The organism is Pseudomonas sp. 300 (assembly GCF_055803035.1).
This window is the reverse complement of the sequence record NZ_JAVLRV010000002.1, coordinates 3,339,917-3,361,289: the sequence shown is the minus strand read 5'-3', so window position 1 is coordinate 3,361,289 and position 21,373 is coordinate 3,339,917. Positions and strand designations below refer to the sequence as shown.

The 21,373-nt window shown below is 59.3% G+C and carries 21 protein-coding genes and 1 pseudogene; 15 read left to right on the top strand and 7 right to left on the bottom strand.

Annotation, left to right across the window (positions count from 1 at the left end; all coding sequences use genetic code 11):
- Positions 1 to 39 precede the first annotated feature (39 nt).
- Entirely contained in the window at positions 40 to 462 is a 423-nt protein-coding gene (locus Q7W83_RS21905) for a GNAT family N-acetyltransferase (RefSeq protein ID WP_150634000.1), read from the bottom strand.
- Positions 463 to 893: 431 nt separating this feature from the next.
- On the opposite strand from Q7W83_RS21905, the gene Q7W83_RS21900 reads away from it, so the two are divergent.
- From Q7W83_RS21900 to Q7W83_RS21885, 4 genes are all read left to right on the top strand, one after another.
- Positions 894 to 1,835 (top strand): fatty acid desaturase, encoded by a 942-nt coding sequence (locus Q7W83_RS21900; protein WP_150639977.1) that lies wholly within the window; start codon positions 894 to 896, stop codon positions 1,833 to 1,835.
- A gap of 74 nt (positions 1,836 to 1,909) precedes the next feature.
- On the top strand, positions 1,910 to 2,701 hold the full coding sequence (locus tag Q7W83_RS21895; RefSeq protein ID WP_473656948.1) for a phosphate/phosphite/phosphonate ABC transporter substrate-binding protein: 792 nt from the start codon (positions 1,910 to 1,912) through the stop codon (positions 2,699 to 2,701).
- Positions 2,702 to 2,857: 156 nt separating this feature from the next.
- Positions 2,858 to 3,391: a sigma-70 family RNA polymerase sigma factor gene (locus Q7W83_RS21890; protein WP_150639979.1), complete on the top strand. Its 534-nt coding sequence runs from the start codon at positions 2,858 to 2,860 to the stop codon at positions 3,389 to 3,391.
- Positions 3,388 to 4,401, top strand: a complete 1,014-nt coding sequence (locus Q7W83_RS21885; protein ID WP_150639980.1) for an ABC transporter substrate-binding protein — start codon at positions 3,388 to 3,390, stop codon at positions 4,399 to 4,401. The genes Q7W83_RS21890 and Q7W83_RS21885 overlap by 4 nt, the downstream gene beginning before the upstream one ends.
- Positions 4,402 to 4,528: 127 nt before the next feature.
- On the opposite strand, the gene gstA is transcribed toward Q7W83_RS21885, so the two are convergent.
- Positions 4,529 to 5,131, bottom strand: a complete 603-nt coding sequence (gene gstA / locus Q7W83_RS21880; RefSeq protein ID WP_473656945.1) for a glutathione transferase GstA — start codon at positions 5,129 to 5,131, stop codon at positions 4,529 to 4,531.
- Positions 5,132 to 5,230: 99 nt separating this feature from the next.
- Between gstA and Q7W83_RS21875 the strand changes: the two genes are divergently transcribed.
- The 3 genes and pseudogenes from Q7W83_RS21875 to Q7W83_RS21865 all read left to right on the top strand — a co-directional run bounded on the left by Q7W83_RS21875 (position 5,231) and on the right by Q7W83_RS21865 (position 7,839).
- Complete coding sequence (locus Q7W83_RS21875) at positions 5,231 to 6,103, top strand: LysR family transcriptional regulator (RefSeq protein ID WP_473656943.1); 873 nt, start codon at positions 5,231 to 5,233, stop codon at positions 6,101 to 6,103.
- A 416-nt stretch (positions 6,104 to 6,519) separates the two neighbouring features.
- A pseudogene (locus tag Q7W83_RS21870) lies at positions 6,520 to 7,296 on the top strand (PAS domain-containing protein); the annotation flags it as partial.
- Positions 7,270 to 7,839, top strand: a complete 570-nt coding sequence (locus tag Q7W83_RS21865) for a methyl-accepting chemotaxis protein (RefSeq protein WP_458722093.1) — start codon at positions 7,270 to 7,272, stop codon at positions 7,837 to 7,839. The pseudogene Q7W83_RS21870 and the gene Q7W83_RS21865, both read left to right, overlap by 27 nt.
- Positions 7,840 to 7,923: 84 nt before the next feature.
- Here the strand turns inward: Q7W83_RS21865 and Q7W83_RS21860 are convergent, their stop codons facing one another.
- The 3 genes from Q7W83_RS21860 to gntR form a co-directional block, all read right to left on the bottom strand.
- Complete coding sequence (locus tag Q7W83_RS21860) at positions 7,924 to 8,487, bottom strand: hypothetical protein (protein WP_150633892.1); 564 nt, start codon at positions 8,485 to 8,487, stop codon at positions 7,924 to 7,926.
- Between the two features lie 158 nt (positions 8,488 to 8,645).
- Positions 8,646 to 9,278 (bottom strand): glutathione S-transferase family protein, encoded by a 633-nt coding sequence (locus Q7W83_RS21855; protein WP_150633893.1) that lies wholly within the window; start codon positions 9,276 to 9,278, stop codon positions 8,646 to 8,648.
- A gap of 80 nt (positions 9,279 to 9,358) precedes the next feature.
- A complete protein-coding gene (gntR, locus tag Q7W83_RS21850; protein ID WP_150633894.1) occupies positions 9,359 to 10,390 on the bottom strand; it encodes an HTH-type transcriptional regulator GntR in 1,032 nt (343 codons plus the stop codon).
- Positions 10,391 to 10,605: 215 nt separating this feature from the next.
- Here gntR and Q7W83_RS21845 point away from each other — a divergent pair, with 215 nt between their 5' ends.
- On the top strand, positions 10,606 to 11,139 hold the full coding sequence (locus Q7W83_RS21845) for a gluconokinase (RefSeq protein WP_150633895.1): 534 nt from the start codon (positions 10,606 to 10,608) through the stop codon (positions 11,137 to 11,139).
- An 82-nt stretch (positions 11,140 to 11,221) separates the two neighbouring features.
- Complete coding sequence (locus tag Q7W83_RS21840; RefSeq protein WP_150633896.1) at positions 11,222 to 12,574, top strand: GntP family permease; 1,353 nt, start codon at positions 11,222 to 11,224, stop codon at positions 12,572 to 12,574.
- 130 nt (positions 12,575 to 12,704) lie between these two features.
- Here Q7W83_RS21840 and Q7W83_RS21835 read toward each other — a convergent pair whose 3' ends face one another.
- Positions 12,705 to 13,553, bottom strand: a complete 849-nt coding sequence (locus tag Q7W83_RS21835) for an RHS repeat-associated core domain-containing protein (protein ID WP_150639842.1) — start codon at positions 13,551 to 13,553, stop codon at positions 12,705 to 12,707.
- A gap of 214 nt (positions 13,554 to 13,767) precedes the next feature.
- The gene (gene alaC, locus Q7W83_RS21830; RefSeq protein ID WP_150633898.1) at positions 13,768 to 14,985 is read right to left on the bottom strand and encodes an alanine transaminase; all 1,218 of its coding nucleotides are present in this window, start codon (positions 14,983 to 14,985) and stop codon (positions 13,768 to 13,770) included.
- A 139-nt stretch (positions 14,986 to 15,124) separates the two neighbouring features.
- Between alaC and Q7W83_RS21825 the strand changes: the two genes are divergently transcribed.
- The 6 genes from Q7W83_RS21825 (at position 15,125) to kdpB (ending at position 21,344) form a co-directional block, all read left to right on the top strand.
- The gene (locus Q7W83_RS21825; protein ID WP_150633899.1) at positions 15,125 to 15,787 is read left to right on the top strand and encodes a LysE family translocator; all 663 of its coding nucleotides are present in this window, start codon (positions 15,125 to 15,127) and stop codon (positions 15,785 to 15,787) included.
- Positions 15,788 to 15,854: 67 nt separating this feature from the next.
- A complete protein-coding gene (locus Q7W83_RS21820; protein ID WP_150633900.1) occupies positions 15,855 to 16,340 on the top strand; it encodes a GyrI-like domain-containing protein in 486 nt (161 codons plus the stop codon).
- A gap of 259 nt (positions 16,341 to 16,599) precedes the next feature.
- Positions 16,600 to 16,698 carry a K(+)-transporting ATPase subunit F gene (gene kdpF, locus Q7W83_RS21815; RefSeq protein ID WP_095130908.1) on the top strand — a complete coding sequence of 33 codons (99 nt, stop codon included), beginning with the start codon at positions 16,600 to 16,602 and terminating at the stop codon, positions 16,696 to 16,698.
- A gap of 167 nt (positions 16,699 to 16,865) precedes the next feature.
- Positions 16,866 to 18,572: a potassium-transporting ATPase subunit KdpA gene (kdpA, locus tag Q7W83_RS21810; RefSeq protein ID WP_473656933.1), complete on the top strand. Its 1,707-nt coding sequence runs from the start codon at positions 16,866 to 16,868 to the stop codon at positions 18,570 to 18,572.
- A 10-nt stretch (positions 18,573 to 18,582) separates the two neighbouring features.
- Complete coding sequence (kdpC, locus tag Q7W83_RS21805) at positions 18,583 to 19,278, top strand: K(+)-transporting ATPase subunit C (RefSeq protein WP_150639843.1); 696 nt, start codon at positions 18,583 to 18,585, stop codon at positions 19,276 to 19,278.
- Positions 19,275 to 21,344, top strand: a complete 2,070-nt coding sequence (kdpB, locus tag Q7W83_RS21800; protein WP_150639844.1) for a potassium-transporting ATPase subunit KdpB — start codon at positions 19,275 to 19,277, stop codon at positions 21,342 to 21,344. Before kdpC ends, kdpB begins: the two co-directional genes overlap by 4 nt.
- The last annotated feature ends 29 nt before the right edge of the window (positions 21,345 to 21,373 follow it).

Sequence of the window (21,373 nt, the reverse complement as noted above, 5' to 3'; positions counted from 1 at the left end):
AACCGCTATCGCGAGCAGGCTCGCTCCCACAGTTGATCTTCATGTCGACCCTACCGGTTCCAGCCCCATCGCAATCATCGGTTTGCTGCGCGCATAGCGGCTCAAGCGTTCGACCATGGCGTAAGGCATGGCCGGATCGAAGGTAAAACCGCGTCGTTCATAAAATCCGCGCAAATCCGGGTGGCAGAACAGCCACACCGGTAGTTCGAGACCTTTCACCGCTTCGGCAATCAGCGTCGCTGCGATCCCTTGTTCACGACAGGCGGGATCGACGAACAAACCGGTCAACCAATGCCCGCCCGAGACTGGCCGCAAGCACAGTGCCGCAATGATCTCGTCGCGCCTGGCCACCCACAGCCGAGCGTCGCGGACTGCTTTCATCGACGATTGGTGGGCACGATAAAACTTGTTCATCAGCGGCCATAACGGCTCGGCGAGCAAGGTGTACTGGGTGTCGGGCATGGGTTGGGTCTGTGAGTGCGCAAAGCGGGCGATTATAAAAGAACGCGCGGCGGGGGATAGGTGTATACCTGATCTCACATCCCGTATGAGTGGAGTACGTATCATGGCCAAAGGCATGGATTCAAAAAAAGCAGCGAAGAAAAAACCGGCGAAAACCGCCGATGAAAAGCGCGCGGACAAGAAGGCCAAGAAGGTGGATGTGTTCGGCCATTAAGCTGTAAGTATCAAACCCACGTTCCCCTGTAGACGCTGGCTTGCCGGCGATGGACTTTCAGACCCCGCGTTTATCTTTGTAAACGCGTCGTCGTTAACGCCCATCGCTGCGGTGCGGCGAACCGACAAGCCAGCGCCTACAGGGGGCGCAAAATAATCTGCAAGATTTCCCGATGCCATTGCACAGAAGGGGACTGGTCCCCGATCTGAGCAACGCCATGCCCCATTATTTCGATAGCGCCCACCAAGAAGAAATCGAAACCCTGCGCCAACGCCTGACCGCTCGCACCGAGTGGCCGACCTGGTTGCTGCTGATCGGCGTGTACGTCGGCTGGTTCAGCATCGTGCTGGTCAGCGATCGATTGGGCATCTGGTGGAGCACATTGCTGCTGATTCCGCTGGTGGTGCTGTGGTTGTCGGTGCAGCACGAATTGCTCCACGGTCACCCCACCCGATGGACCACGCTGAACAAAATCCTCGGCTATGCACCGTTCGCCGTCTGGTATCCCTACACCTTGTATCGCGACAGCCACTTGCTGCATCACCGCGACGAAGACCTGACCCTGCCGGGCATCGATCCGGAAAGCCGTTACCTGAGTGCCGGGCGGTGGCAGGGCAGCTCAGTGTTCGAGCAGAGCCTGCACTGGCTGAACAAAACCGTGCTGGGGCGCTTCATCCTCGGTGCGCCGCTGGCCTTGCTGGCGCTGGCCCGCGAAGAACTGCAGCGCCTGAAAGCGGGTGAGCGGCAGGCCTGGTTGATGTGGCTGACCCACGGCACACTGACGGTGTTGATGTTGCTGTTCATCGCCCGCTACAGCGTGCTGCCGGTGTGGCATTACCTGTTGCTGATCAGTGTGCCAGCGCTGTCGATCTCGATGATCCGCTCTTACTACGAACACCGTCCCCATGCGCAACCCGAGCAACGCACCGTGCTCAACGAAGCCGGCTGGCCGTGGCGCTGGCTGTTCCTGAACCTCAATTTTCATCTGGTGCATCACGACCTGCCTGGCTTGCCCTGGTACGACTTGCCCCGCGCCTATCACGCGCGTCGCGAGCAATGGGTGGCGCGCAGCGGCGGGTTTCTGGTGCAGGGTTATGGCCAGTTGTGGCGTGAGAATGGGATAAAGGCGATCGATAGCCCGAAACATCCATTTCACTGATTACGAACCCATTCCCCTGTGGGAGCGAGCAGGCTCGCTCCCACAGTTGAACTCCGTTGCCGGGAAGACTTTTGATGACACAAGACATCGCCGAATTACTGATGTACGTCGCCCCCGAACCGATCCGCGAGGCCAACGAGCGCTGGCTGACAGGGATCCTCGAGCGTCTGGGTGCAACCCGTCGAAACGCCGAAGCGGCGTCGCTGATGGAGTTGTGGCTGTCCCCGCATTTGCTGCTGACCCAAACCTGCGGCTACCCGCTGATGACCGCATTGCGCGGCCAGGTTCGGATCATCGGCCGGCCTCGCTACGAACTGCCGGACAGCAGCGGCGGCAACCATTGCAGCCTGCTGCTGAGCCGTGCCGATGATTCACGCCGGACCTTGCCCGCGTTTTTCGGCAGCCGTGGCGTGATCAACGGCGAAGACTCCAACAGCGGCATGAACCTGTTGCGCCAACGACTGGCGCCGTTGCACCGTGACGGACAATTCTTCGCCAATGTCGGTATCAGCGGCAGCCATCGTGAAAGCCTGCGCTGGCTGCGTGAAGACCGTGCCGACCTCGCCGCCATCGACAGCGTGACCTTCGCCTACCTTGCGCAGCACGCCGAAGAGGAAGTCGCGGGATTGAGAGTGGTGGTACGTAGCGCGTTCAGCCCGACCTTGCCGTATATCACCGTGGCGACGGTTAGCGATGAACAGGTTGAGGCGCTACGGCAGGTGATGAACGAGGCATTGCGGGAGCTGCCTGATGTGGTTGAAGTCCTTGGTTTGCAGGAGGTTTTACCGGCGAGGGAGGGCGACTATCAAATTGTTCTCGACTATCAGCAGGAAGCCGAGGCGTTGGGGTTCGGGCGTCTGCGTTGACTTAAGATTTTTTCGCGGGCAAGCCATTGATCGTTAGGTAATTCCATAAAAGAATATAAAAATGCTTTTTAAGTATTATTAACGAATAAGGCTCCTTGCTAGGATTCGCGTCACCGGACCACCGGACGTTCAGCGACCCTAACTCTTGGAGCCTCTATGTCCGGCACCGACGTGTCCCATCGAAACGATGTCGGCGGATTGTTCCGCGCCCATTACCCCTGGCTGTGCGCTCGGTTGCGCCAGTTTCTGGGGGCCAGTTCCAGCGTCGAAGACGTTGCCGCCGAGACCTTCGCGCAACTGCTGGAGTCGCCGGGGCTGACGCCGATCCGCGAGCCTCGCGCCTTGCTCACCACCATCGCCCGCCGATTGATTTATCAGCTCTGGCGTCGTCGCGATCTGGAACGTCAGCACCTCGATCAACTGCAACACCTCGATCAGCCACGCGCCTCCTCGCCCGAGGAATTGCTGCAGCTGACCCAGGCGTTGCACCGCCTCGACCGGACGCTGGAGCGTTTGCCGGGCAAAGTCCGGGCGACGTTCCTGTTGTCGCGCATCGATGGCTTGACGTACCCGCAAATCGCCGCCGAACTGGGCATTTCCCAGCGCTCGGTCAGCGTCTACATGACCCGCTCCCAAGCGTTGTGCACCCAGCACAGCGCCAATGAACCCTTGCACCAGAGGTCCGCATGAAATCGATCAAAACCCTGCTCGGCAGTTCGCTGCTGGCCCTGAGCCTTGTGGCGACCCACGTTCCTGCCGCAGAAAAAACCGCGCCGATCCACTTCGGCGACATCACCTGGGAAAGCGGCAGCCTGATCACCGAGATCCTGCGGTTGATCGTTGAAAAAGGTTACGGCTACCCGACCGACACGTTGCCGGGCAGCACTGTCAGCCTCGAAGCGGCATTGGCCAAGAACGACATCCAAGTGATCGGCGAAGAATGGGCCGGTCGCAGTCCCGCGTGGGTCAAGGCTGCGTCGGAAGGCAAAGTGTTTGGGCTGGGCGACACGGTCAAAGGCGCCACCGAAGGCTGGTGGGTGCCGGAATACGTGATCAAGGGCGACCCGGAACGCGGGATCAAACCGCTGGCGCCGGAGCTGAAATCCGTTGCCGATCTGGCGCGCTACAAAGACGTGTTCCGCGACCCCGAAGACCCAAGCCGCGGACGCTTCCTCAACAGCCCGACCGGCTGGACCTCGGAGATCGTCAACAGTCAGAAACTCAAGGCTTACGACCTGACCACCAGCTTCGTCAACTTCCGCACCGGCTCTGGTGCGGCGCTGGATGCCGAGGTCGCATCGTCGATCCGTCGCGGCAAACCGGTGTTGTTCTACTACTGGTCGCCAACGCCGCTGTTGGGTCGCTTCAAACTGGTGAAACTCGAAGAGCCGCCGTTCGACGCCGAAGCCTGGAAGACCCTGGCCGATGCCAACAATCCAAACCCTAAAGGCACGCGCTCGATGCCGGCGAGCCTAGCGATCGGCGTGTCTGCGCCGTTCAAGACGCAGTATCCGGATTTGGTAGCGTTCTTCGAGAAAGTCGATTTGCCGATCGATCTGCTGAACCAGACGCTGGCGCAGATGAGCGAAAAACGCCAGCACCCGCGTCAGGTGGCGCAGGCGTTTTTGCGTGATCAGCCGCAGATCTGGAAGGGTTGGGTGCCGGGTGAGGTGGCGACCAAGGTGAGTGCGAGTTTGTAGTTCTGCTGTGATTGGAAGATCGCCATCGCGGGCAAGCCCGCTCCCACAGGGTTCGTCGGTGTTCACTCATCGAGTGGCACACAGCCGATCCTTGTGGGAGCGGGCTTGCCCGCGATGATCTCAAGGCTTACGCAGATTCTGCGGCCAACGCCGCTTGCACGCTCGGGCGCAAATCTACCCGTGCCTGAAACCGCACCAACGCCGGCCAGTCATTCAAATCAATCGCAAACAACGGCGCCCACCGCAACACCGTAAACAAATACGCGTCGGCAATGCTGAAGCCACCCGCGAGCAGATAATCCTGCCGCTCCAGTGTCTGGCACAACACGGCAAAGCGCTTGAACAGTTTCTCCTTGAGCAGCGTTTTCACCTCCTCGGGGAACTGTGCGTTAAACAGCCAGCCCAGCCCGCCATGAATCTCCGTCGAAACGAAATTCAGCCACTCCTGCAACCTTACCCGCTCGAACGTTCCATTGGCGGGCGCCAGATTCGCCTCGGGTCGCAGGTCCGCCAGGTATTGCAGGATTGCCGGGCCTTCAGTCAGCACCTCACCGTTGTCGAGTTGCAGCGCCGCGACGTAACCCTTCGGGTTGATGGCGAGGAAGTCGGCACCGCTCGCGGTCTGTTTGGTGCGGTTGTCGACGCGGATCAACTCGAACGGCAGATCAAGGTCCCGCAGCACAATGTGCGGTGCCAGCGAGCAGGCGTGGGGGGCGTAGTACAACTTCATCGGCGGGGCTCTGGTTGGGGATTTGTGCCAGTGTCATAGTGCGCGGGAGCATCGGTAAAATTAATTTTTCAGAAAATTGCCATAAGGAAAGCTACTGCCATGATGAACCTGATGCACTGGCGAATGGTGGTGGCCGTGGCCGATACGGGCAACATCACCCGCGCGGCCGAGCGGGTCGGCATGACTCAATCAGGCGCGAGCCAGGCGTTGGCGCTGATCGAAGAAACCCTCGGCGTGCAGCTGTTCACTCGGGAGAATCGTCAAACGCTGCCGACCGCCATCGGCCTGCCGGTCATCGAGCAGGCACGGACCATGCTCGGCGCCCTGGAAAACATCCGCAGCACCGTCGATGCCGCAAAAGACATCCAGCGCGGGACGATTCGGCTGGCGAGTTTCCCCATGGTGCTGGCGACCTTTCTGCCGCCGTTGCTGCGCACTTTCAGTCGGCTTTACCCTGGCATTCAGGTAGTCGCGCTGGAAGTCAGCGACGATGAAGTGGAAACATTGCTCGGCGCCGGTCTGGTGGATGTCGGCGTGGTGCTGAACCCGGCGCCGGAGCGCAATGCCGGTCGTTTGGGGCGCGATGCCTGGGTCGCGGTGTTGCCGGGCGGCCATCCCTTGGCGCGCCGCTCGATTGAACAAGGCGTCACCCTCGCGGAGTTGGCAGACCAGCCGTTTGTGCTGGCCACCGGCGGCTGTTCGACCAACGCCCGCAGCCTGGCCCTCGATGCCGGTCTGCAATTGCGCGACGTTCGGGTCGAGGTTCGTGAGTGGAGCAGTGCGTTCACCTTGGTGCGGGAAAACATCGGGGTAACCCTGGTGCCGGAAATGACTTTGCCCAGCCATCTCCAGGGGCTGCGTGTGGTGCCGGTCAAACCGCGTATCGATCGCGAGTTTGCCTTGGTGGTCGCGGCACACAAACAACCCTCGGCGGCGGTGCAGGCGTTGTTGGGAATGCTGGCGGAACAATAAGTCTGGCGTTAGCTGAACCGATTTTGTCCTCGATACTGGCCGACTAGTGGCCTTGCAAGCCGATTGCGGCTGGCTATGCTCAGTTCTGAGTAACCATGTCGGTCGCCATGTGAAGGCCGTCATGCCCGCTCCAAGAGTGCGCAACCCAAGGCGCCGATGCGAGCACAAGGAGCGTTACGGTAAAGGGAATTACTTATGGAAAAAACGTTAGGGCTGGCCCGGTCCCGGGCTATCAAGAGACGGATGTCTTGATAAGAGCGTTGCCACATGGACTCTCCGATTCAACATCATTGATCACCTGACAAATCCTCCCTTGGAGGAATGCGTGTGCCTGTTCCATGGAACGTTGTGGTGGATACGTTGAAAGACCGCAGAACTTTCATCAATCAAACGACCGCGCTTAGGGTGATACGACCATGTTTAACCTACATCACAAGTCTGACCTGCTGGAAATCGAGCGCTACAGTTGTGCGCTGACCGAGGCCAACGCCAAGTTGGCTGCCGTCAGTCGTTCAATGGCGATGATTGAATTCACCCCTGACGGCATCGTGCTTGATGCCAACGACAACTTTTGCAACGTCATGGGTTACAGCGCCGAAGAAGTGCGCGGCAAACATCACCGGATCTTTTGCGAAGAAGCGTTTTATCGCAGCGAAGCCTACGCGAAGTTGTGGCGTGACCTGGCCCGTGGCGAACCGGTCAGCGGGACTTTTTTACGCTTGAACAAGAGCGGCAAGGAGATCTGGCTCGAAGCCAGTTACATGCCGGTTATCGGTGCCGACCGGCAAGTCAGCAGTGTGATCAAAGTCGCGACCGACATCTCGGACAGGATTAACAAGGAACACGAAAACGAAAGCATGCTCGCTGCAATCGGTCGGTCGATGGCGATGATCGAATTCACCCCCGAAGGCAATGTGATCACTGCCAATGAAAACTTCCTGAAGACCACGCATTACGCGCTCAACGAAATCGTCGGCCAGCATCACAGTCTATTTTGCCACCGCGCCGAAGCTGAATCGCCGTCTTACAAAGCGTTCTGGGCCTCACTGAATCGCGGCGAATATCACTCACACCGTTTCGAACGCAGAGACAAGCACGGTCATACCATTTATCTCGAAGCGTCCTACAACCCGCTGTTCGACGCCAACGGCCGATTGTACAAAGTGGTGAAGTTCGCCAGCGACATCACGCAACAAGTGACCACACTGCAAACGGCGGCGGAGTCGGCCCACAGCACTTCTGTACAGAACGACGCCTGTGCGCAGAAGGGATCGCAGGTGGTGCAGCAGACGGTGCAGATCATCCAGGACATTTCCAAAAACTTGAACGAAGCCGCGATGAGCATCGATGCGGTGAGCAAACAGTCCGACATCATCGGCACCATCGTTCAGACCATTCGCGGCATTGCCGACCAGACCAACCTGCTGGCGCTCAACGCGGCCATCGAGGCGGCTCGGGCCGGGGAACACGGCCGAGGGTTTGCCGTGGTGGCGGATGAGGTTCGCAACCTCGCGGCACGCACGAGTCAGGCGACGCTGGAGATTGTCGACGTGGTGCGTAAAAACCATGATTTGTCGTTGAGCGCGGTGTCGAGCATGCAGTCGAGTCTGAGCCGCACCGGTCTTGGGGTGGAACTGGCGAACGAAGCGGGGGAGGTGATCCTGGAAATCCAGCAGGGCTCGCGGCATGTGGTGGACGCGATCAGCCAGTTCAATTCAACGCTACAGTTGAATTGAAACGCTGGAGCCAGCTTGCTGACGATGGCGTCCTGAAGATCGCCATCGCCAGCAAGCCGGGCTTCTACAGATGCATCAGCAAATTCAGAGCGATGCGAGGAACTTGTCGACCACTTGGGTGCTGCCTTTCTCACTGCTGCTGCCGTTGTCTTTATCGGCCTGCGCCAGTTTCATCTTGTCTTGCAGGCGTTCGGCAATCTCTTTACCGATCGCCAGTTGTTTCTCTGGCGGCATGGCTTTCAGGTCTTCTTCGGTAATCCCCATCTCCTCCAGAATACTGTCGCGCAACCGCTGTTCCGGGGTTTTGCTCATGTAGTCCTTGAAGTCTGCCATGGCGCTGCTTTCACCGGCCTTCGGCACTGGCGAGGCATCGGTGGCTTGCAACGCAACACGGGTTTTGGCGAACGCTTCATCGATGTTGTCGCTGATTTTGTTGGCGGCGTTGACCTGTTCGGTGGCGAGTCTGGCAGTAGATGCCTGGACCTTCCCCTCGTTCTTCAGGTTTTGCAGCTGGATATTGTTTTGCACGCTCTGCATCAACACGGCTTGCAGGCCACCCTGAAGGCCTGCAGCGGCGTCCGCGGTCGGTTCGTCGCCCGGCTTTTTGGGGAGCGGCGTCATTACGTTTTGTTTTGCACTGACCAACATGATGAATAGACCTTGTAGGTGTTTGCGTTGCAGTGATTTCAGCAAATAGCGTGCCTAAGCAATAAACTCAAATATTTTCAATGAGTTATGTTTTTGCTTGAGCCATTGGCGGAAGAATTGCGGTCAACCTTTGCCGCCTGCCGGCAGAGGTCGACCCATCAAGGCAGACCGTTGCAGCCATGTTTGAGGAACCCTGGTCGTTGCGCCAGACGTTGGAAATATTCGTCGATGGCCGGGAAGTCCGGTCGATCCATCGGCGTCATCAGCCAACGGTTGACTGACAGCCCGATGACGATATCGGCCAGCGTAAACCGTGGCCCTGCAACATAAGCTTTAGTGGCCGAGAGCTGATGTTCGAGAATGCCCATCTTCTGGTTCCAGCCCCGTAAGCCAGTGGCAATCCGGTGCGCGTCCTGGAACTCCGGGTCTTTGCGTACCAGCGCTGTGAATGCGTAGCTCCAGGACGAGTTGAGATCAGTGGCCTGCCAATCCATCCATTGCTCCACCCGGGCACGCGCCGCGGGTTCGTGCGGCAGCAATTCAGCGTGTGAATGTTTGCCGGCCAGGTAACGGCAGATGGTGTTGGACTCCCACAGCACGCCAGCGTCGTCGATGATCACCGGTACCTGCGCATTGGGGTTGAGCCGGACAAACTCGGGGCTGTGGGTCGACGCATAACCGCTGCCCCAGTCTTCTCGCTCGTAGGAAAGGTCCAGCTCGTCGCAGGTCCACAGGACTTTTCTGACGTTGATGGACGACGCTTTACCGAGGATTTTCAGTACATGTTCCATGGAGCTGCTCCTTTAGCGATCAGACGCTTCTGGAAGGTCAGAATACCCCTCTAGGAGCCAGCAAGCCGGCTCCTACAGTGCTACGTACTTTCGCGCACTTTCAACTCAAACCCCATGTCCTGCACCGGTTTTGCCACCGTATTGCCCGCCATCAACGTCAGCATCTGTTCCGCCGCGCGCCGGCCAATCGCCTCGCGCGGAGTGCTGATGCTGCTCAGGCGCGGGACCATGTGCGCCGAGGCTGGCAGGTCGTTGAAACCGAGGATTGCCACTTGTTCAGGGATTTTGATCCCGCAACGCATCGCTTCCAGCAGCGCGCCCTGCGCCAGGTCATCGTTGCCGAAGAAGATGGCGTCGACATCGGGATGGCTGGCGATCAGTTGCAGGAACAGCTCGCCGCCCAGACCCACGGAGGACGCGCGTGGTGTCAGCACTTCCAGGTCGGGATCATATCGACCGGCCTTTTGCAGGGCCTTGCGAAAACCTTCGCCACGCAGCAGCGTTCGTTGATCCAGTTGCGCACCGATGTACGCCAGGCGCTTGCGGCCGCGGGACAGCAAATGCTCCGCCGCTGTTTCTCCGGCCGCCAGTTGCGAGAAACCTACGCAATTAAGTCCGGCGGCGCTGTCGAGTTCCATCATGTACACACAGGGAATATTGCTCGCCTCGATCATCCGCCGCGAACTTTCGGTGCGGTCAAACCCGGTCAGCAGCAAGCCGCGTGGCTGATAGGCCATGTAATTGCGCAGCAGGTTTTCTTCTTCATCGCGTGAGTAATGGAAGTTGCCGATCAGCACTTCGAAGCCCTTCGGTCGCAAAACCTGATGAATGGCCTCCAGCGTGTCGATGAACAGCAAGTTGGACAGCGACGGCACCAAAACCACCACTGAATGGCTCTGGGCCGAGGCTAACGCGCGAGCGGCGGGGTTGACCACGTAGTTGAGTTCAAGCGCGGCCCTCTGCACTTTTTCCACCAGTTCGGCGGCCACCGTGCTCACGCCACGCAAGGCGCGGGAGGCGGTAATCGGGCTGACGCCGGCCAGTCGGGCGACTTCATTGAGGGTAGGACGGCCAGTGGTTCGCGTATTTTTATCGTTTTTAGAGGAGGTCATCGGGCGGCTTGCCAAACAAAATTCAAGGCACTAAGGTAGCGCTGTCCCGATGCAGCTGCAAATGCGTAAGCGAGTTTTGCCTGAACCTCGCTTTTCAGCGTCGGCAACGAACATGCTGCAACCCACAAAAATGACAAGAAGGCGTCGGCAACTTCTGCTTTTGATCTAGTGTCATAACTGGCAAAGGTAGCGCTGTCTGCGCGCTGAGGTGTTACATGAATCATCCCATCACCGCCCTGGTCATCATGGGCGTTGCCGGTTGCGGCAAGACCTGCGTCAGCGAAGCCTTGTGCGAGCTCAGCGGCGCCACGGCCATTGAAGGCGACACTTTTCACCCCGCCGCCAATATCGAAAAGATGAGCGCGGGCATTCCCCTGAACGACGACGACCGTGCCGGCTGGCTCGACAGCCTGTGCGATGAACTTCGTCGCGTCGACGCCACGGGCCAGCGCCCGGTGCTGACCTGCTCGGCGCTCAAACACAGTTACCGCGAAGTATTGCGCAGTGCCTTGCCAGGCCTGGGCTTCGTGTTCCTTGAACTCACGCCTGAAGTCGCCGCCGATCGCGTCTCCCATCGGCCGGGCCACTTCATGCCGTCGACCCTGATCGACAGCCAGTTCGCCACCCTTGAATCCCCCGTTGGTGAACCATTGACACTGGCCCTCGATGCCTCGAACCACAGCGTCGACCAATTGGCGATACAGGCGCATGCCTGGTGGCTGGAACACGGCTTGAAACGCGCCGGTTAAATTTTGCTTGAAGAGATAGCGCTGTCCTTATGGCTTTCGAATTACCCGCTTTAATAACAACAACAACCAGGAGACACCCCTAATGTTTGGCATGTCCCACGAGACGTTCCTGCTGCTCGATGCAGTGGTCACGGTGATCGGGCTTATCGTCCTGATCACCAAGTTCAAGTTCCACCCGTTCATTGCCCTGATTATTGCCGCAGCCTTTCTCGGGCTGACCTCCGGCATGCCGATCGGCACCATCATCAAGGCGTTCCAGGACGGCTTCGGTGGTGTGCTCGGTTTCGTCGGGATCATCCTGGCGCTGGGCACGATGCTCGGCAAGATGATGGCCGAGTCGGGCGGGGCGGATCAGATTGCCCAGACGCTGATTCGCGCGTTCGGCAAGGACAAGGTGCAGTGGGCAATGATGTTCGCTGCGTTCCTGGTCGGCATTCCGCTGTTCTTCGAAATCGGTTTCGTGCTGTTGATCCCGCTGGTGTTCATTGTCGCCCGACGTACCGGCGTGTCGATCATCAAGATCGGTATCCCGCTGCTGGCCGGTCTGTCTGCGGTGCACGGTCTGGTGCCACCACACCCGGGCCCGCTGCTGGCGATCGGCGTGTTCGGTGCCGACATCGGTAAAACCATTCTCTACGGCCTGATCGTTGCGCTGCCGACGGCCATCATCGCCGGCCCGATCTACGGCACATTCATTGCCAAATACATCCCCGGCCACCCTAACCAGGAACTGGTGGATCAACTGGCGCGCGAGAACGATTCTGCCGATCTCCCGAGCTTCTCCATCACCTTGATTACCGTGCTGTCGCCGGTGTTCCTGATGCTGCTCAAGACCTTTGCCGATGTGGTGCTGCCGGACGGCAACTTCTTCCGCACTTTCATGGACCTGATCGGTCACCCGATCTCGGCGCTGCTGCTGGCGTTGCTGCTGTCGCTGTACACCTTTGGCTACAAGCAGGGCATTGGTTCCAATCAGATGCTCAAATGGCTGGACGCGAGCCTTGCGCCAACCGCCGCGATCATCCTGATCATCGGTGCCGGTGGTGGCTTCAAGCAAATGCTGGTGACCAGCGGCGTTGGTAATGTCATCGGTAACATGGCGGTGGCCGCGGAAATCTCGCCAATCCTTCTGGCGTGGCTGGTGGCGGCGGTGATCCGTATTGCGACCGGTTCGGCGACCGTGGCGACCATTACAGGTGCGGGCATCGTGGTGCCAGTGGTGGGGATGATTCCGGGTGTGAACCGTGAGCTGCTGGTGCTGGCGACCGGCGCCGGTTCGTTGATTCTGTCGCACGTCAACGACGCCGGTTTCTGGCTGGTGAAGCAGTACTTCAACATGACCGTAGCGGAAACCTTCAAGACCTGGACGGCCATGGAAACCATCCTGTCGGTGGTCGGGTTGGGCTTTATCCTGCTGTTGTCGATGTTCGTTTAAATACAGCTCAAAACACCAAATGTGGGAGCGAGCCTGCTCGCGAATGCGGACTGACATTCAACATCTTCATTGAATGTTAAGCCCTCTTCGCGAGCAGGCTCGCTCCCACAGTTTTTTATGCTGGGCGCAGTTAGCGTTGTCGCAGATTATTAAGACGCACTTGGAGCCGGTCATCGGCAGAAGCATTACTTCTGTTGGAGCGCGAGCTCGCATAACCCGAGTCAGCACTGTGATTGCTGATGCTTGAAACAGTACTGACAGTGCTGGGAGTGGAAGCAGAACTGGAGTGACTGGAGACGCTGCGTCTGGATGGTTGGCGAGACAGGCCCCCGTTTTGCGCTGCATTCGGTGTCGTGGCTTCTGTAGAGGTCGCTGGGGATGTTGTGACCGGATTCGAGTGAGCTTGTTCGCCCTTCCAGGTGGGCGCGGCGTGTCTTCGACCTTTCCCCCCGGCTGGTACGATTGGGGGGCGTCTATTCATTTGGGCATTCTCGACAATGCCGCCAGCAACGTTCAAAAGTCCACTTTCTCCAGATCCCTTTTGGGGTAGTAGTGCGTTTCTTCGCGGGCCACTTGACGTATTGGACAAACTTAAAAAATCCCAGATGTTGAGTAACTTGCTCCAAAAGGAACGTCCCGTCGGGTCCACATTCATCACTGGCTCACCACCACAATACATGTACGTATTCATTCCACCCTTTTCGAAAGGACTGGATTTGTCCGGACTGTGAAAGCGCATCAATCGCGGGTTATAGACGCGATAACCGTTCCCCAAAGCATACCCATCAATCTTCGCCTCTCGCCGTTCGCCGTTAAACCCCAATTGCGTCATGACCTCCTGTCGGGAGGACTGCTGACCATAGGGGGAGTAGGCGAGGTGATGAATGCTGCCGGCCATCTCGGCGATCACAGTGTTTTTGCAGTCGCTGGCCAACAATAAGGTGCGGGATGTGTGATGGGCAGGCTTGGATGTGGGCATGGTGGGGCCTCTTTGTTAGACCGCAGGTCAATAAAGGTCTCCAGCATTTCACGTTGTTCCAGCACCGGTAACTGGTAGAACTACCAGGTTTCGTCGAGTGCACCGCCAAACAAATGTGGGAGCGAGCCTGCTTGCGAAGGGGGCGTATCAGTCAATGGTGATGTTGATTGATACACCGCATTCGCGAGCAGGCTCGCTCCCACAGGTTTTTGTGTCAGGCGCTGGTTTTTGTGATCAACCCATCGGCGCGGAACATTGCGCGAATCCCGCGCACGGCCTGGCGAATCCGGTCCTGGTTTTCGATCAGCGCGAAGCGCACATGATCATCCCCATATTCCCCGAACCCGACACCCGGCGAGACGCAGACCTTGGCCTCGGCGAGCATTTTCTTGGCGAACTCCAGTGAACCCAGGTGTGCATACGCCTCGGGGATTTTCGCCCAGACATACATCGACGCCTTCGGATTCTCGACCATCCAGCCCAACTCATGCAGGCCTTTGACCAACACGTTGCGACGCTGCCGATACTGCTCGGCGATGTCTTTCACGCACTGCTGATCGCCTTCCAGCGCCGCAATCGCCGCGACTTGCAGCGGAGTAAAGGTGCCGTAGTCGTGGTAACTCTTGATCCGCGCCAGGGCGTTGACCAGTTCCGGGTTGCCGACCATGAAACCAATGCGCCAGCCCGCCATGTTGTAGCTCTTGGACAGGGTGAAAAACTCCACCGCAATGTCCTTGGCGCCCGGCACTTGCATGATCGACGGGGCTTTCCAGCCGTCGTAGACGATGTCGGCGTAGGCCAGGTCGTGCACCACCAGCACGTCGTACTGTTTGGCGAGGGCAATCACCCGCTCAAAGAAATCCAGCTCCACGCACTGCGCGGTCGGGTTGGACGGGAAGCCGAGGATCATCATTTTCGGTTTTGGAATCGAGCCGCGAATCGCCCGTTCCAGTTCCGCGAAGAAATCCACGCCCGGAATCAACGGCACCGAACGCACCTGGGCACCGGCAATCACCGCGCCGTAGATGTGAATCGGGTAGCTCGGGTTCGGCACCAGTACGGTGTCGCCCTGGTCGAGGGTGGCCAGCATCAAGTGCGCCAGGCCTTCCTTGGAACCGATGGTCACGATGGCTTCGGTTTCCGGGTCGATGTCGACCTCGTAGCGATCCTTGTACCAGTTGGAAATCGCCCGGCGCAGACGCGGAATACCCTTGGACGTGGAGTAGCCGTGGGTGTCTTCGCGTTGGGCGACGGTGACGAGTTTTTCGACAATGTGCGGCGGGGTCGGGCCGTCGGGGTTGCCCATGCTGAAGTCGATGATGTCTTCGCCACGACGACGGGCGGCCATCTTCAGCTCGGCAGTGATGTTGAATACGTAAGGGGGGAGTCGATCTATGCGCGCAAAGCGGCGCGGCGAACCTGGGTTAGCCATTGTTGCCTCGGATAACGTGAGCGCCCGGAACCGTCCGAGCGACGCTGGTCACTGCGGTGACCTGTTGCGGAAGATAAGGGGTGGCATGGCACACTGTCCAGCCAGTGTGTAAACAAATTTTTCCGAAGGATAACGGTTGATGGAATTTAGCAGCGGCTTCTTGCTGAGCCTTTCTCTGTGCCTGGACATCGGCGTGGCCAACATCGCGATGATCACCTTGGCGATGCAACGCGGCTATTTTCAAGGCTTTGCCCTGGGGTTGGGGACGTGTGTCGGCGACTTGATTTATGCGGTGCTGGCACTGGCCGGCATGACTGTTTTGCTGCAATACGAAACCGTGCGCTGGGTGCTGTGGATCGGCGGTTCGGTGTTGCTGGTGTACTTCGCGGCGAAGATGATCTATTCGGCGATTCACCACGAAGCCGTATTGGCGCAGACCGCTGAAGTGGGTCACAACTCGCACCGTAAAGAGTTTTTCCGCGGGATCTTTCTCGCTATGTCGTCACCCAGCGCCATTCTCTGGTTCGCGGCGGTGGGCGGTACGTTGATCGCGCGGTCCGGCGGCGGTGGCGCCGTCAGCTCGGCACTTTTTCTTGGCGGCTTCCTCTGCGCCGGGTTGCTGTGGTCCGCCGGCCTGTGCTTCGCCGCGAGCCATGGCGGCAAGTTGCTCGGCGACAAACTGCTGCGTTACTCCTATATGGCATCGGCGGCGATCTTCTGCTATTTCGCGGTGTACGTGATTCTATCGGGCTACAACGAGTTTGTAGGCGCGGGTGCTGTCGATGCGCTGCACAGCCTCTGACTAGGCTAATCGGGTTTGGCTTCTATACTCCCAGCCGAACCCACTTTTTTGATCCAGGAGTCGAGTCATGGATGAGCAATCAGGCGTAAAACCGGACGAGCCACGTTTTGAACACGGGCACTTTCTGCTCATTGCGGGGCTTGGTGGTCGATTTACCGCAGCTACAACCAAAGCGATTCCCGACCTTTGGGAGAAATTCATTCCCGAGATTGGCAAGATTCCCGGTCAAAAAAGCGAAGTGACCTACGGCATCTGCTGTAATCCGGATGGCAAGGGCGGCTTCGAATACATTGCCGGTGTCGAGATCGACAAACTCGACGACCTCCCCGAGAAGTACCGCTGGGTCGAGGTTCAACCCCAACATTATGCGGTGTTCGAGCACAAAGGCTCGCTGGACCAGTTGCCCGAGACGTTTCAGTACATCTGGAAAACCTGGTTGCCGCAGTCCGGTAAAGAGGCCGCAGACGCCCCGGAATTCGAACGCTACAGCGAAGACTTCAACCCGAAGCTCAACACCGGCAAGCTGGAAATCTGGCTTCCACTCAAGTCGTAATGAGACGAGCCCGCGACGGGCACTTAACGGTGTCCGTCCAAAGCTGTCGTTGAGCCCTCGCATCCCCCCGCACACCGTCCGTTCCGTTCGTTCTATACGCCGTCTTAATACCGCGGCCCCCAATCAGTGTCCGTCCTTGATACCCCCTCTCTTAACCTGCACGGCGCAGATAAGAGCGCGTATTCAGTGCGTTTTTTGCTCTGGCGCGCTCTACCGGGACCCGATTGCGGGTGCCTTCGTTTAGTCAGGGGGAGCTGTCTTGTTAACACTCGAGTTCATTTACATCGCCAGCGGCCTGTGTGCCGCCCTGTTGTTCGCCTACCTGGGTTACGCCCTTATCCGTGCAGAGAAATTCTGATGGCCGCAGTCATTGCGGCACAGGCGTTTTTATTCGCCCGCCAGGGCGGTCTTGAGAAAGGAAACCGGCAATGTACGACCTGATTTTCATGGGGGTTAGCGTGGTGTTTTTTGCTGCGACAGCCATGGTCATCGTCGCCATGGGCAAGATTTGAACGGAGCATCGACATGTTGAGCACTATGCTGGAATTTGCGGTGATTCTCGGGTTGATGACCGGGCTCGCCGTTTTGATGGGGAAGTGGCTGACGCGGGTATTCACCGGGCGAAAGCATGCCTTGGCGGAGCGCGCCACTTATCGTTTGCTGGGGATCGATTCGACCGAAACCATGGGCTGGGCGCGTTACGGCTCGGCCCTGTTGTTGTCGAACGCGGCGATGATGTTGCTGGGTTACATCGTGTTGCGCCTGCAAGGTTTCATGCCGCTCAACCCCTTGGGGCTGGGCGCGCAAACACCGGATCTGGCGTTCAATACCGCGGCGTCGTTTATCACCAACACCAACTGGCAGGCGTATTCAGGTGAAACCAGCCTGTCCAACTTCAGCCAGATGGCGGTCATTACCTTCCTGATGTTCGTCGGCGCAACAGCGGGCGTTGTGGCGGCGGCGGGGTTTATTCGCGGCCTCAGTCGGTCGAATTCCGCTGACATCGGAAACTACTGGGTGGACTTCACCCGCACGCTGTACCGAGTGATGCTGCCGCTGTGTTTCGGCTTGGCGCTGGTGTATGTCTGGCAAGGCATGCCCCAAACCCTCAACTCCCAGGCCCTTGCCTCCACGCTGGAAGGCGCGCAGCAGCAATTGATTGTCGGCGCGGTGGCGAGCTTTGAATCCATCAAGCACATCGGCACCAACGGCGGTGGCTTCTTCAGCATGAACGCCGCGCACCCGTTCGAAAACCCGACGCCGCTGACGAACATGCTGCACATCCTCAGCATGCTGCTGATCCCGTCAGCGCTGACGTACACCTTCGGCAGCATGCTGATGCGTCGGCGTCAGGGCTGGGTGTTCTTTGGCACATTCCTGATGATGTTCGTCGGCTTTCTGAGCATCGTTTACACCGCCGAACAAAGTGGCAACCCGCTGCTGACCCGAGTGGGCGCGGATCAGGTGCTGTCGGCCACCCAGAGTGGCGGCAACATGGAAGGCAAGGAACTGCGCTTCGGGATTGCCGACACCAGCCTGTTCGTGACCACCACCACCGGCGCCACCACCGGCTCGGTGAATGCCATGCATGACTCGCTGACGCCCATGGGCGGCTTCGTACCGCTGGCGCAGATGATGCTCAACTGCGTGTTCGGTGGCGACGGCGTGGGCTTTATCAACCTGATCCAGTACGCCCTGCTGACAGTGTTTCTGGTGGGCATGATGATCGGTCGCAGCCCGGAGTTTCTCGGCAAGAAGATCGAGGCCCGGGAGATCAAGCTGGTCATGCTCTCGGTGTTGGCACACCCGGTCTGCATTCTCGGCTTCACTGCCCTGGCGGCGCTCTGGCCCGACACCCTCAACAGTCTCAACAACCAGGGGCCCCATGGCTTCAGCGAGGTGCTGTATGCCTACACCTCGGGCACGGCCAACAACGGTTCGGCATTCGCCGGATTGAACGCCAATACGCCGTTCTTCAACACCACCATCGGTCTTGCCATGTTGCTCGGACGATTCTTCACGATGCTGCCGATGCTCGCGGTCGCGGGTTCCCTGGCGATGAAAAAGAACATCCCGGCCGGTGCCGGCACTATCCCGACGGCCACACCGCTGTTCATGTTTCTGGTGGTGTTCGTGGTGTTGGTGGTGGGCGGCCTGACTTTCCTGCCGGCGCTCGCGCTCGGCCCGCTGGTTGAGCAACTGCAGTTGCTGACCGGCCAGACCTATAAGTGAGGGGGCTGTGATGACTCAAGTACAAACCCAAACCAAGATGCGATTTCTGTTTGTCGGCCTGTTGCGCCCGGTGCTGATTTCGGCGGCGTTCTTCATGTTGCTGACCGGGTTGGCGTATCCGTTGTTCACCACGCTGGTGGCCAACGTGCTGTTCCCGTTTCAGGCCAGGGGCAGTCTGGTTGAACGGGACGGGTTGGTGATCGGTTCGGCGGTGATCGGCCAGCATTTCACTCGCCCCGAGTATTTTCAGGGGCGTCCGAGCATGACCCTCGGCGCCGACCCACTGGACCCGAGCAAGAGCGTGGCACAGCCATACAACGCCGGTTCCAGTGGCGCCAGCAACCTTGGCCCGACCAGCCAGAAGTTGATCGACGCCGTGGCCCTGCGTGTCGAAACCTACCGCCAGCAGAACGGCCTGGCAGCCGATGCACAGGTGCCGGTGGACGCGGTCACCGCGTCGGCATCCGGCCTGGACCCGCACATCTCGGTGGCCAACGCACAGATTCAGGCGTCGCGCGTCGCACGCCTGCGTCACTTGCCGCAAGCCGATCTGTTGAAACTGGTGAACGCCCACACCGAGCAACGCACCTTTGGCTTGCTCGGCGAGCCCCGGGTCAATGTGCTGCAACTCAACCTCGCGCTGGATGCCTTGACGCCTGTGCATCAGCCATCCCTTGCGGCCAGTGAACAAGAGAAACAACCATGAGTAAGCAAGCTCGTTTGCCTTTGTTTGACCGTGGGTTGTTGCTCACGGCGTGCCTGGATGCTTTCAAAAAACTGCTACCCCAGGCGCAGTGGAAGAACCCGGTGATGTTTGTGGTTTACCTGGGCAGCATCCTCACCACGCTGTTGTGGCTTCAATCACTGAGCGGCGAGGGCGAAGCCCCCAGTGGTTTCATTCTCAGCATCACCTTGTGGCTGTGGTTCACCGTGTTGTTTGCCAACTTCGCCGAAGCCCTGGCCGAGGGCCGCAGTCGGGCCCAGGCGGCCAGCCTGCGCGGGATGAAGCGCCAGACCCTGGCCAAGCTGTTGCAACAACCCCGGCACGGTTCCGCCTGGCGGCCGGTGCCGTCCAGCGAACTGCTCAAGGACGCTGTGGTGTTGATTGAAGCGGGCGATCTGGTGCCCCTCGATGGGGTGGTGATCGAAGGCGTGGCGTCGGTCGATGAAAGCGCGATTACCGGGGAATCGGCACCGGTGATTCGCGAGGCGGGCGGCGACTTTTCTTCGGTCACCGGCGGCACCAAAGTGCTTTCGGACTGGCTGGTGGTGCGTATCAGCGTCAATCCCGGCGAGTCGTTTCTGGATCGCATGATTTCCATGGTCGAATCCGCGAAGCGCCAGAAGACGCCCAACGAAGTGGCACTGACCATTCTGCTGGTGGGCCTGACCTTTCTGTTTCTGCTGGTGATCGTGACCCTGGGCCCGTACTCGTTGTTTGCGGTGGGCATGAGCGGCGGCGACGTGGTCAGCGCAACGGTGCTGGTGGCACTGCTGGTCTGTCTGATCCCCACGACCATTGGCGGCCTGCTGTCGGCGATTGGTGTGGCGGGCATGAGTCGAATGATGTCGGCCAATGTCATTGCCACCTCCGGGCGAGCCGTGGAAGCGGCGGGCGACGTTGACGTCCTGCTGCTGGACAAGACCGGCACCATTACTTTGGGAAATCGCCAGGCCAGCGCTTTTCTGCCGGCCCCCGGAGTCAAGGAGTCGGAACTGGCGGATGCCGCGCAACTGGCCTCGCTGGCCGACGAAACGCCGGAGGGACGCAGTATTGTGGTGCTCGCCAAGCAGAAGTTCGACCTGCGCGCGCGCGACCTCAATGCCCTGGGGGCGAGCTTCGTGCATTTCACCGCGCAAACCCGCATGAGCGGCGTCGACCTGGCCGGTGGCCGGCGCATCCGCAAGGGCGCGGCCGATGCCATTCGCCAGCACGTCGAGGCGCTGGGCGGCAGCTTTCCGCCGGGATTGCAGATTAAGGTCGATGAAGTCTCGCGCCGTGGCAGCACGCCGCTGGTCGTATGCGAGGGTGAAAAGGCATTGGGCGTGGTCGAGCTCAAGGACGTGGTCAAGGGTGGCATCAAGGAGCGCTTTGCCGAGCTGCGGCGCATGGGCATCAAGACGGTCATGATCACCGGCGACAACCGCCTGACGGCGGCAGCGATTGCCGTCGAAGCCGGGGTTGACGACTTTCTCGCCGAAGCCCGGCCGGAAGACAAACTGCAACTGATCCGCGACTACCAGGCGCAGGGCAAGCTGGTGGCGATGACCGGTGACGGCACCAACGATGCGCCGGCACTGGCCCAGGCGGATGTGGCGGTGGCCATGAACAGTGGGACTCAGGCCGCCAAGGAAGCGGGCAACATGGTCGATCTGGACAGCAACCCGACCAAGCTGATCGAGGTGGTTGAAGTCGGCAAACAGATGCTCATGACGCGCGGCGCGTTGACCACCTTCAGCGTGGCCAACGATGTGGCCAAGTATTTTGCTATCGTACCGGCCGCATTCGTCGCGACCTATCCGCAACTGGGTGCCCTGAACGTGATGCACCTGAGCAGCCCGAACTCGGCGATTCTCAGCGCGGTGATCTTCAATGCCCTGATCATCGTGTTTCTGATCCCGCTGGCGCTCAAGGGGGTGACCTACCGAGCCATCGGCGCCGCGGCGTTGCTCAATCGCAACCTGCTGATCTATGGCCTCGGTGGTGTGCTGGTGCCGTTCGCGGGGATCAAGGTGATCGACATGCTGTTGGCCGGGCTTGGCCTGGTTTGAAAGGACTGACTGCACGGCGCCCTCTGTGG

Coding starts and splice junctions, on each gene's coding strand:
- Q7W83_RS21890 (WP_150639979.1), top strand. CDS start 2,858: ATGTCCGGCACCGACGTGTCCCATCGAAACGATGTCGGCGGATTGTTC.
- Q7W83_RS21885 (WP_150639980.1), top strand. CDS start 3,388: ATGAAATCGATCAAAACCCTGCTCGGCAGTTCGCTGCTGGCCCTGAGC.
- kdpB (WP_150639844.1), top strand. CDS start 19,275: ATGAGTAAGCAAGCTCGTTTGCCTTTGTTTGACCGTGGGTTGTTGCTC.
- Q7W83_RS21820 (WP_150633900.1), top strand. CDS start 15,855: ATGGATGAGCAATCAGGCGTAAAACCGGACGAGCCACGTTTTGAACAC.
- Q7W83_RS21840 (WP_150633896.1), top strand. CDS start 11,222: ATGTTTGGCATGTCCCACGAGACGTTCCTGCTGCTCGATGCAGTGGTC.
- kdpC (WP_150639843.1), top strand. CDS start 18,583: ATGACTCAAGTACAAACCCAAACCAAGATGCGATTTCTGTTTGTCGGC.
- Q7W83_RS21860 (WP_150633892.1), bottom strand. CDS start 8,487: ATGTTGGTCAGTGCAAAACAAAACGTAATGACGCCGCTCCCCAAAAAG.
- Q7W83_RS21895 (WP_473656948.1), top strand. CDS start 1,910: ATGACACAAGACATCGCCGAATTACTGATGTACGTCGCCCCCGAACCG.
- alaC (WP_150633898.1), bottom strand. CDS start 14,985: ATGGCTAACCCAGGTTCGCCGCGCCGCTTTGCGCGCATAGATCGACTC.
- Q7W83_RS21855 (WP_150633893.1), bottom strand. CDS start 9,278: ATGGAACATGTACTGAAAATCCTCGGTAAAGCGTCGTCCATCAACGTC.
- kdpA (WP_473656933.1), top strand. CDS start 16,866: ATGTTGAGCACTATGCTGGAATTTGCGGTGATTCTCGGGTTGATGACC.
- Q7W83_RS21835 (WP_150639842.1), bottom strand. CDS start 13,553: ATGCCCACATCCAAGCCTGCCCATCACACATCCCGCACCTTATTGTTG.
- Q7W83_RS21845 (WP_150633895.1), top strand. CDS start 10,606: ATGAATCATCCCATCACCGCCCTGGTCATCATGGGCGTTGCCGGTTGC.
- gntR (WP_150633894.1), bottom strand. CDS start 10,390: ATGACCTCCTCTAAAAACGATAAAAATACGCGAACCACTGGCCGTCCT.
- gstA (WP_473656945.1), bottom strand. CDS start 5,131: ATGAAGTTGTACTACGCCCCCCACGCCTGCTCGCTGGCACCGCACATT.
- Q7W83_RS21905 (WP_150634000.1), bottom strand. CDS start 462: ATGCCCGACACCCAGTACACCTTGCTCGCCGAGCCGTTATGGCCGCTG.
- Q7W83_RS21825 (WP_150633899.1), top strand. CDS start 15,125: ATGGAATTTAGCAGCGGCTTCTTGCTGAGCCTTTCTCTGTGCCTGGAC.
- Q7W83_RS21875 (WP_473656943.1), top strand. CDS start 5,231: ATGATGAACCTGATGCACTGGCGAATGGTGGTGGCCGTGGCCGATACG.
- Q7W83_RS21900 (WP_150639977.1), top strand. CDS start 894: ATGCCCCATTATTTCGATAGCGCCCACCAAGAAGAAATCGAAACCCTG.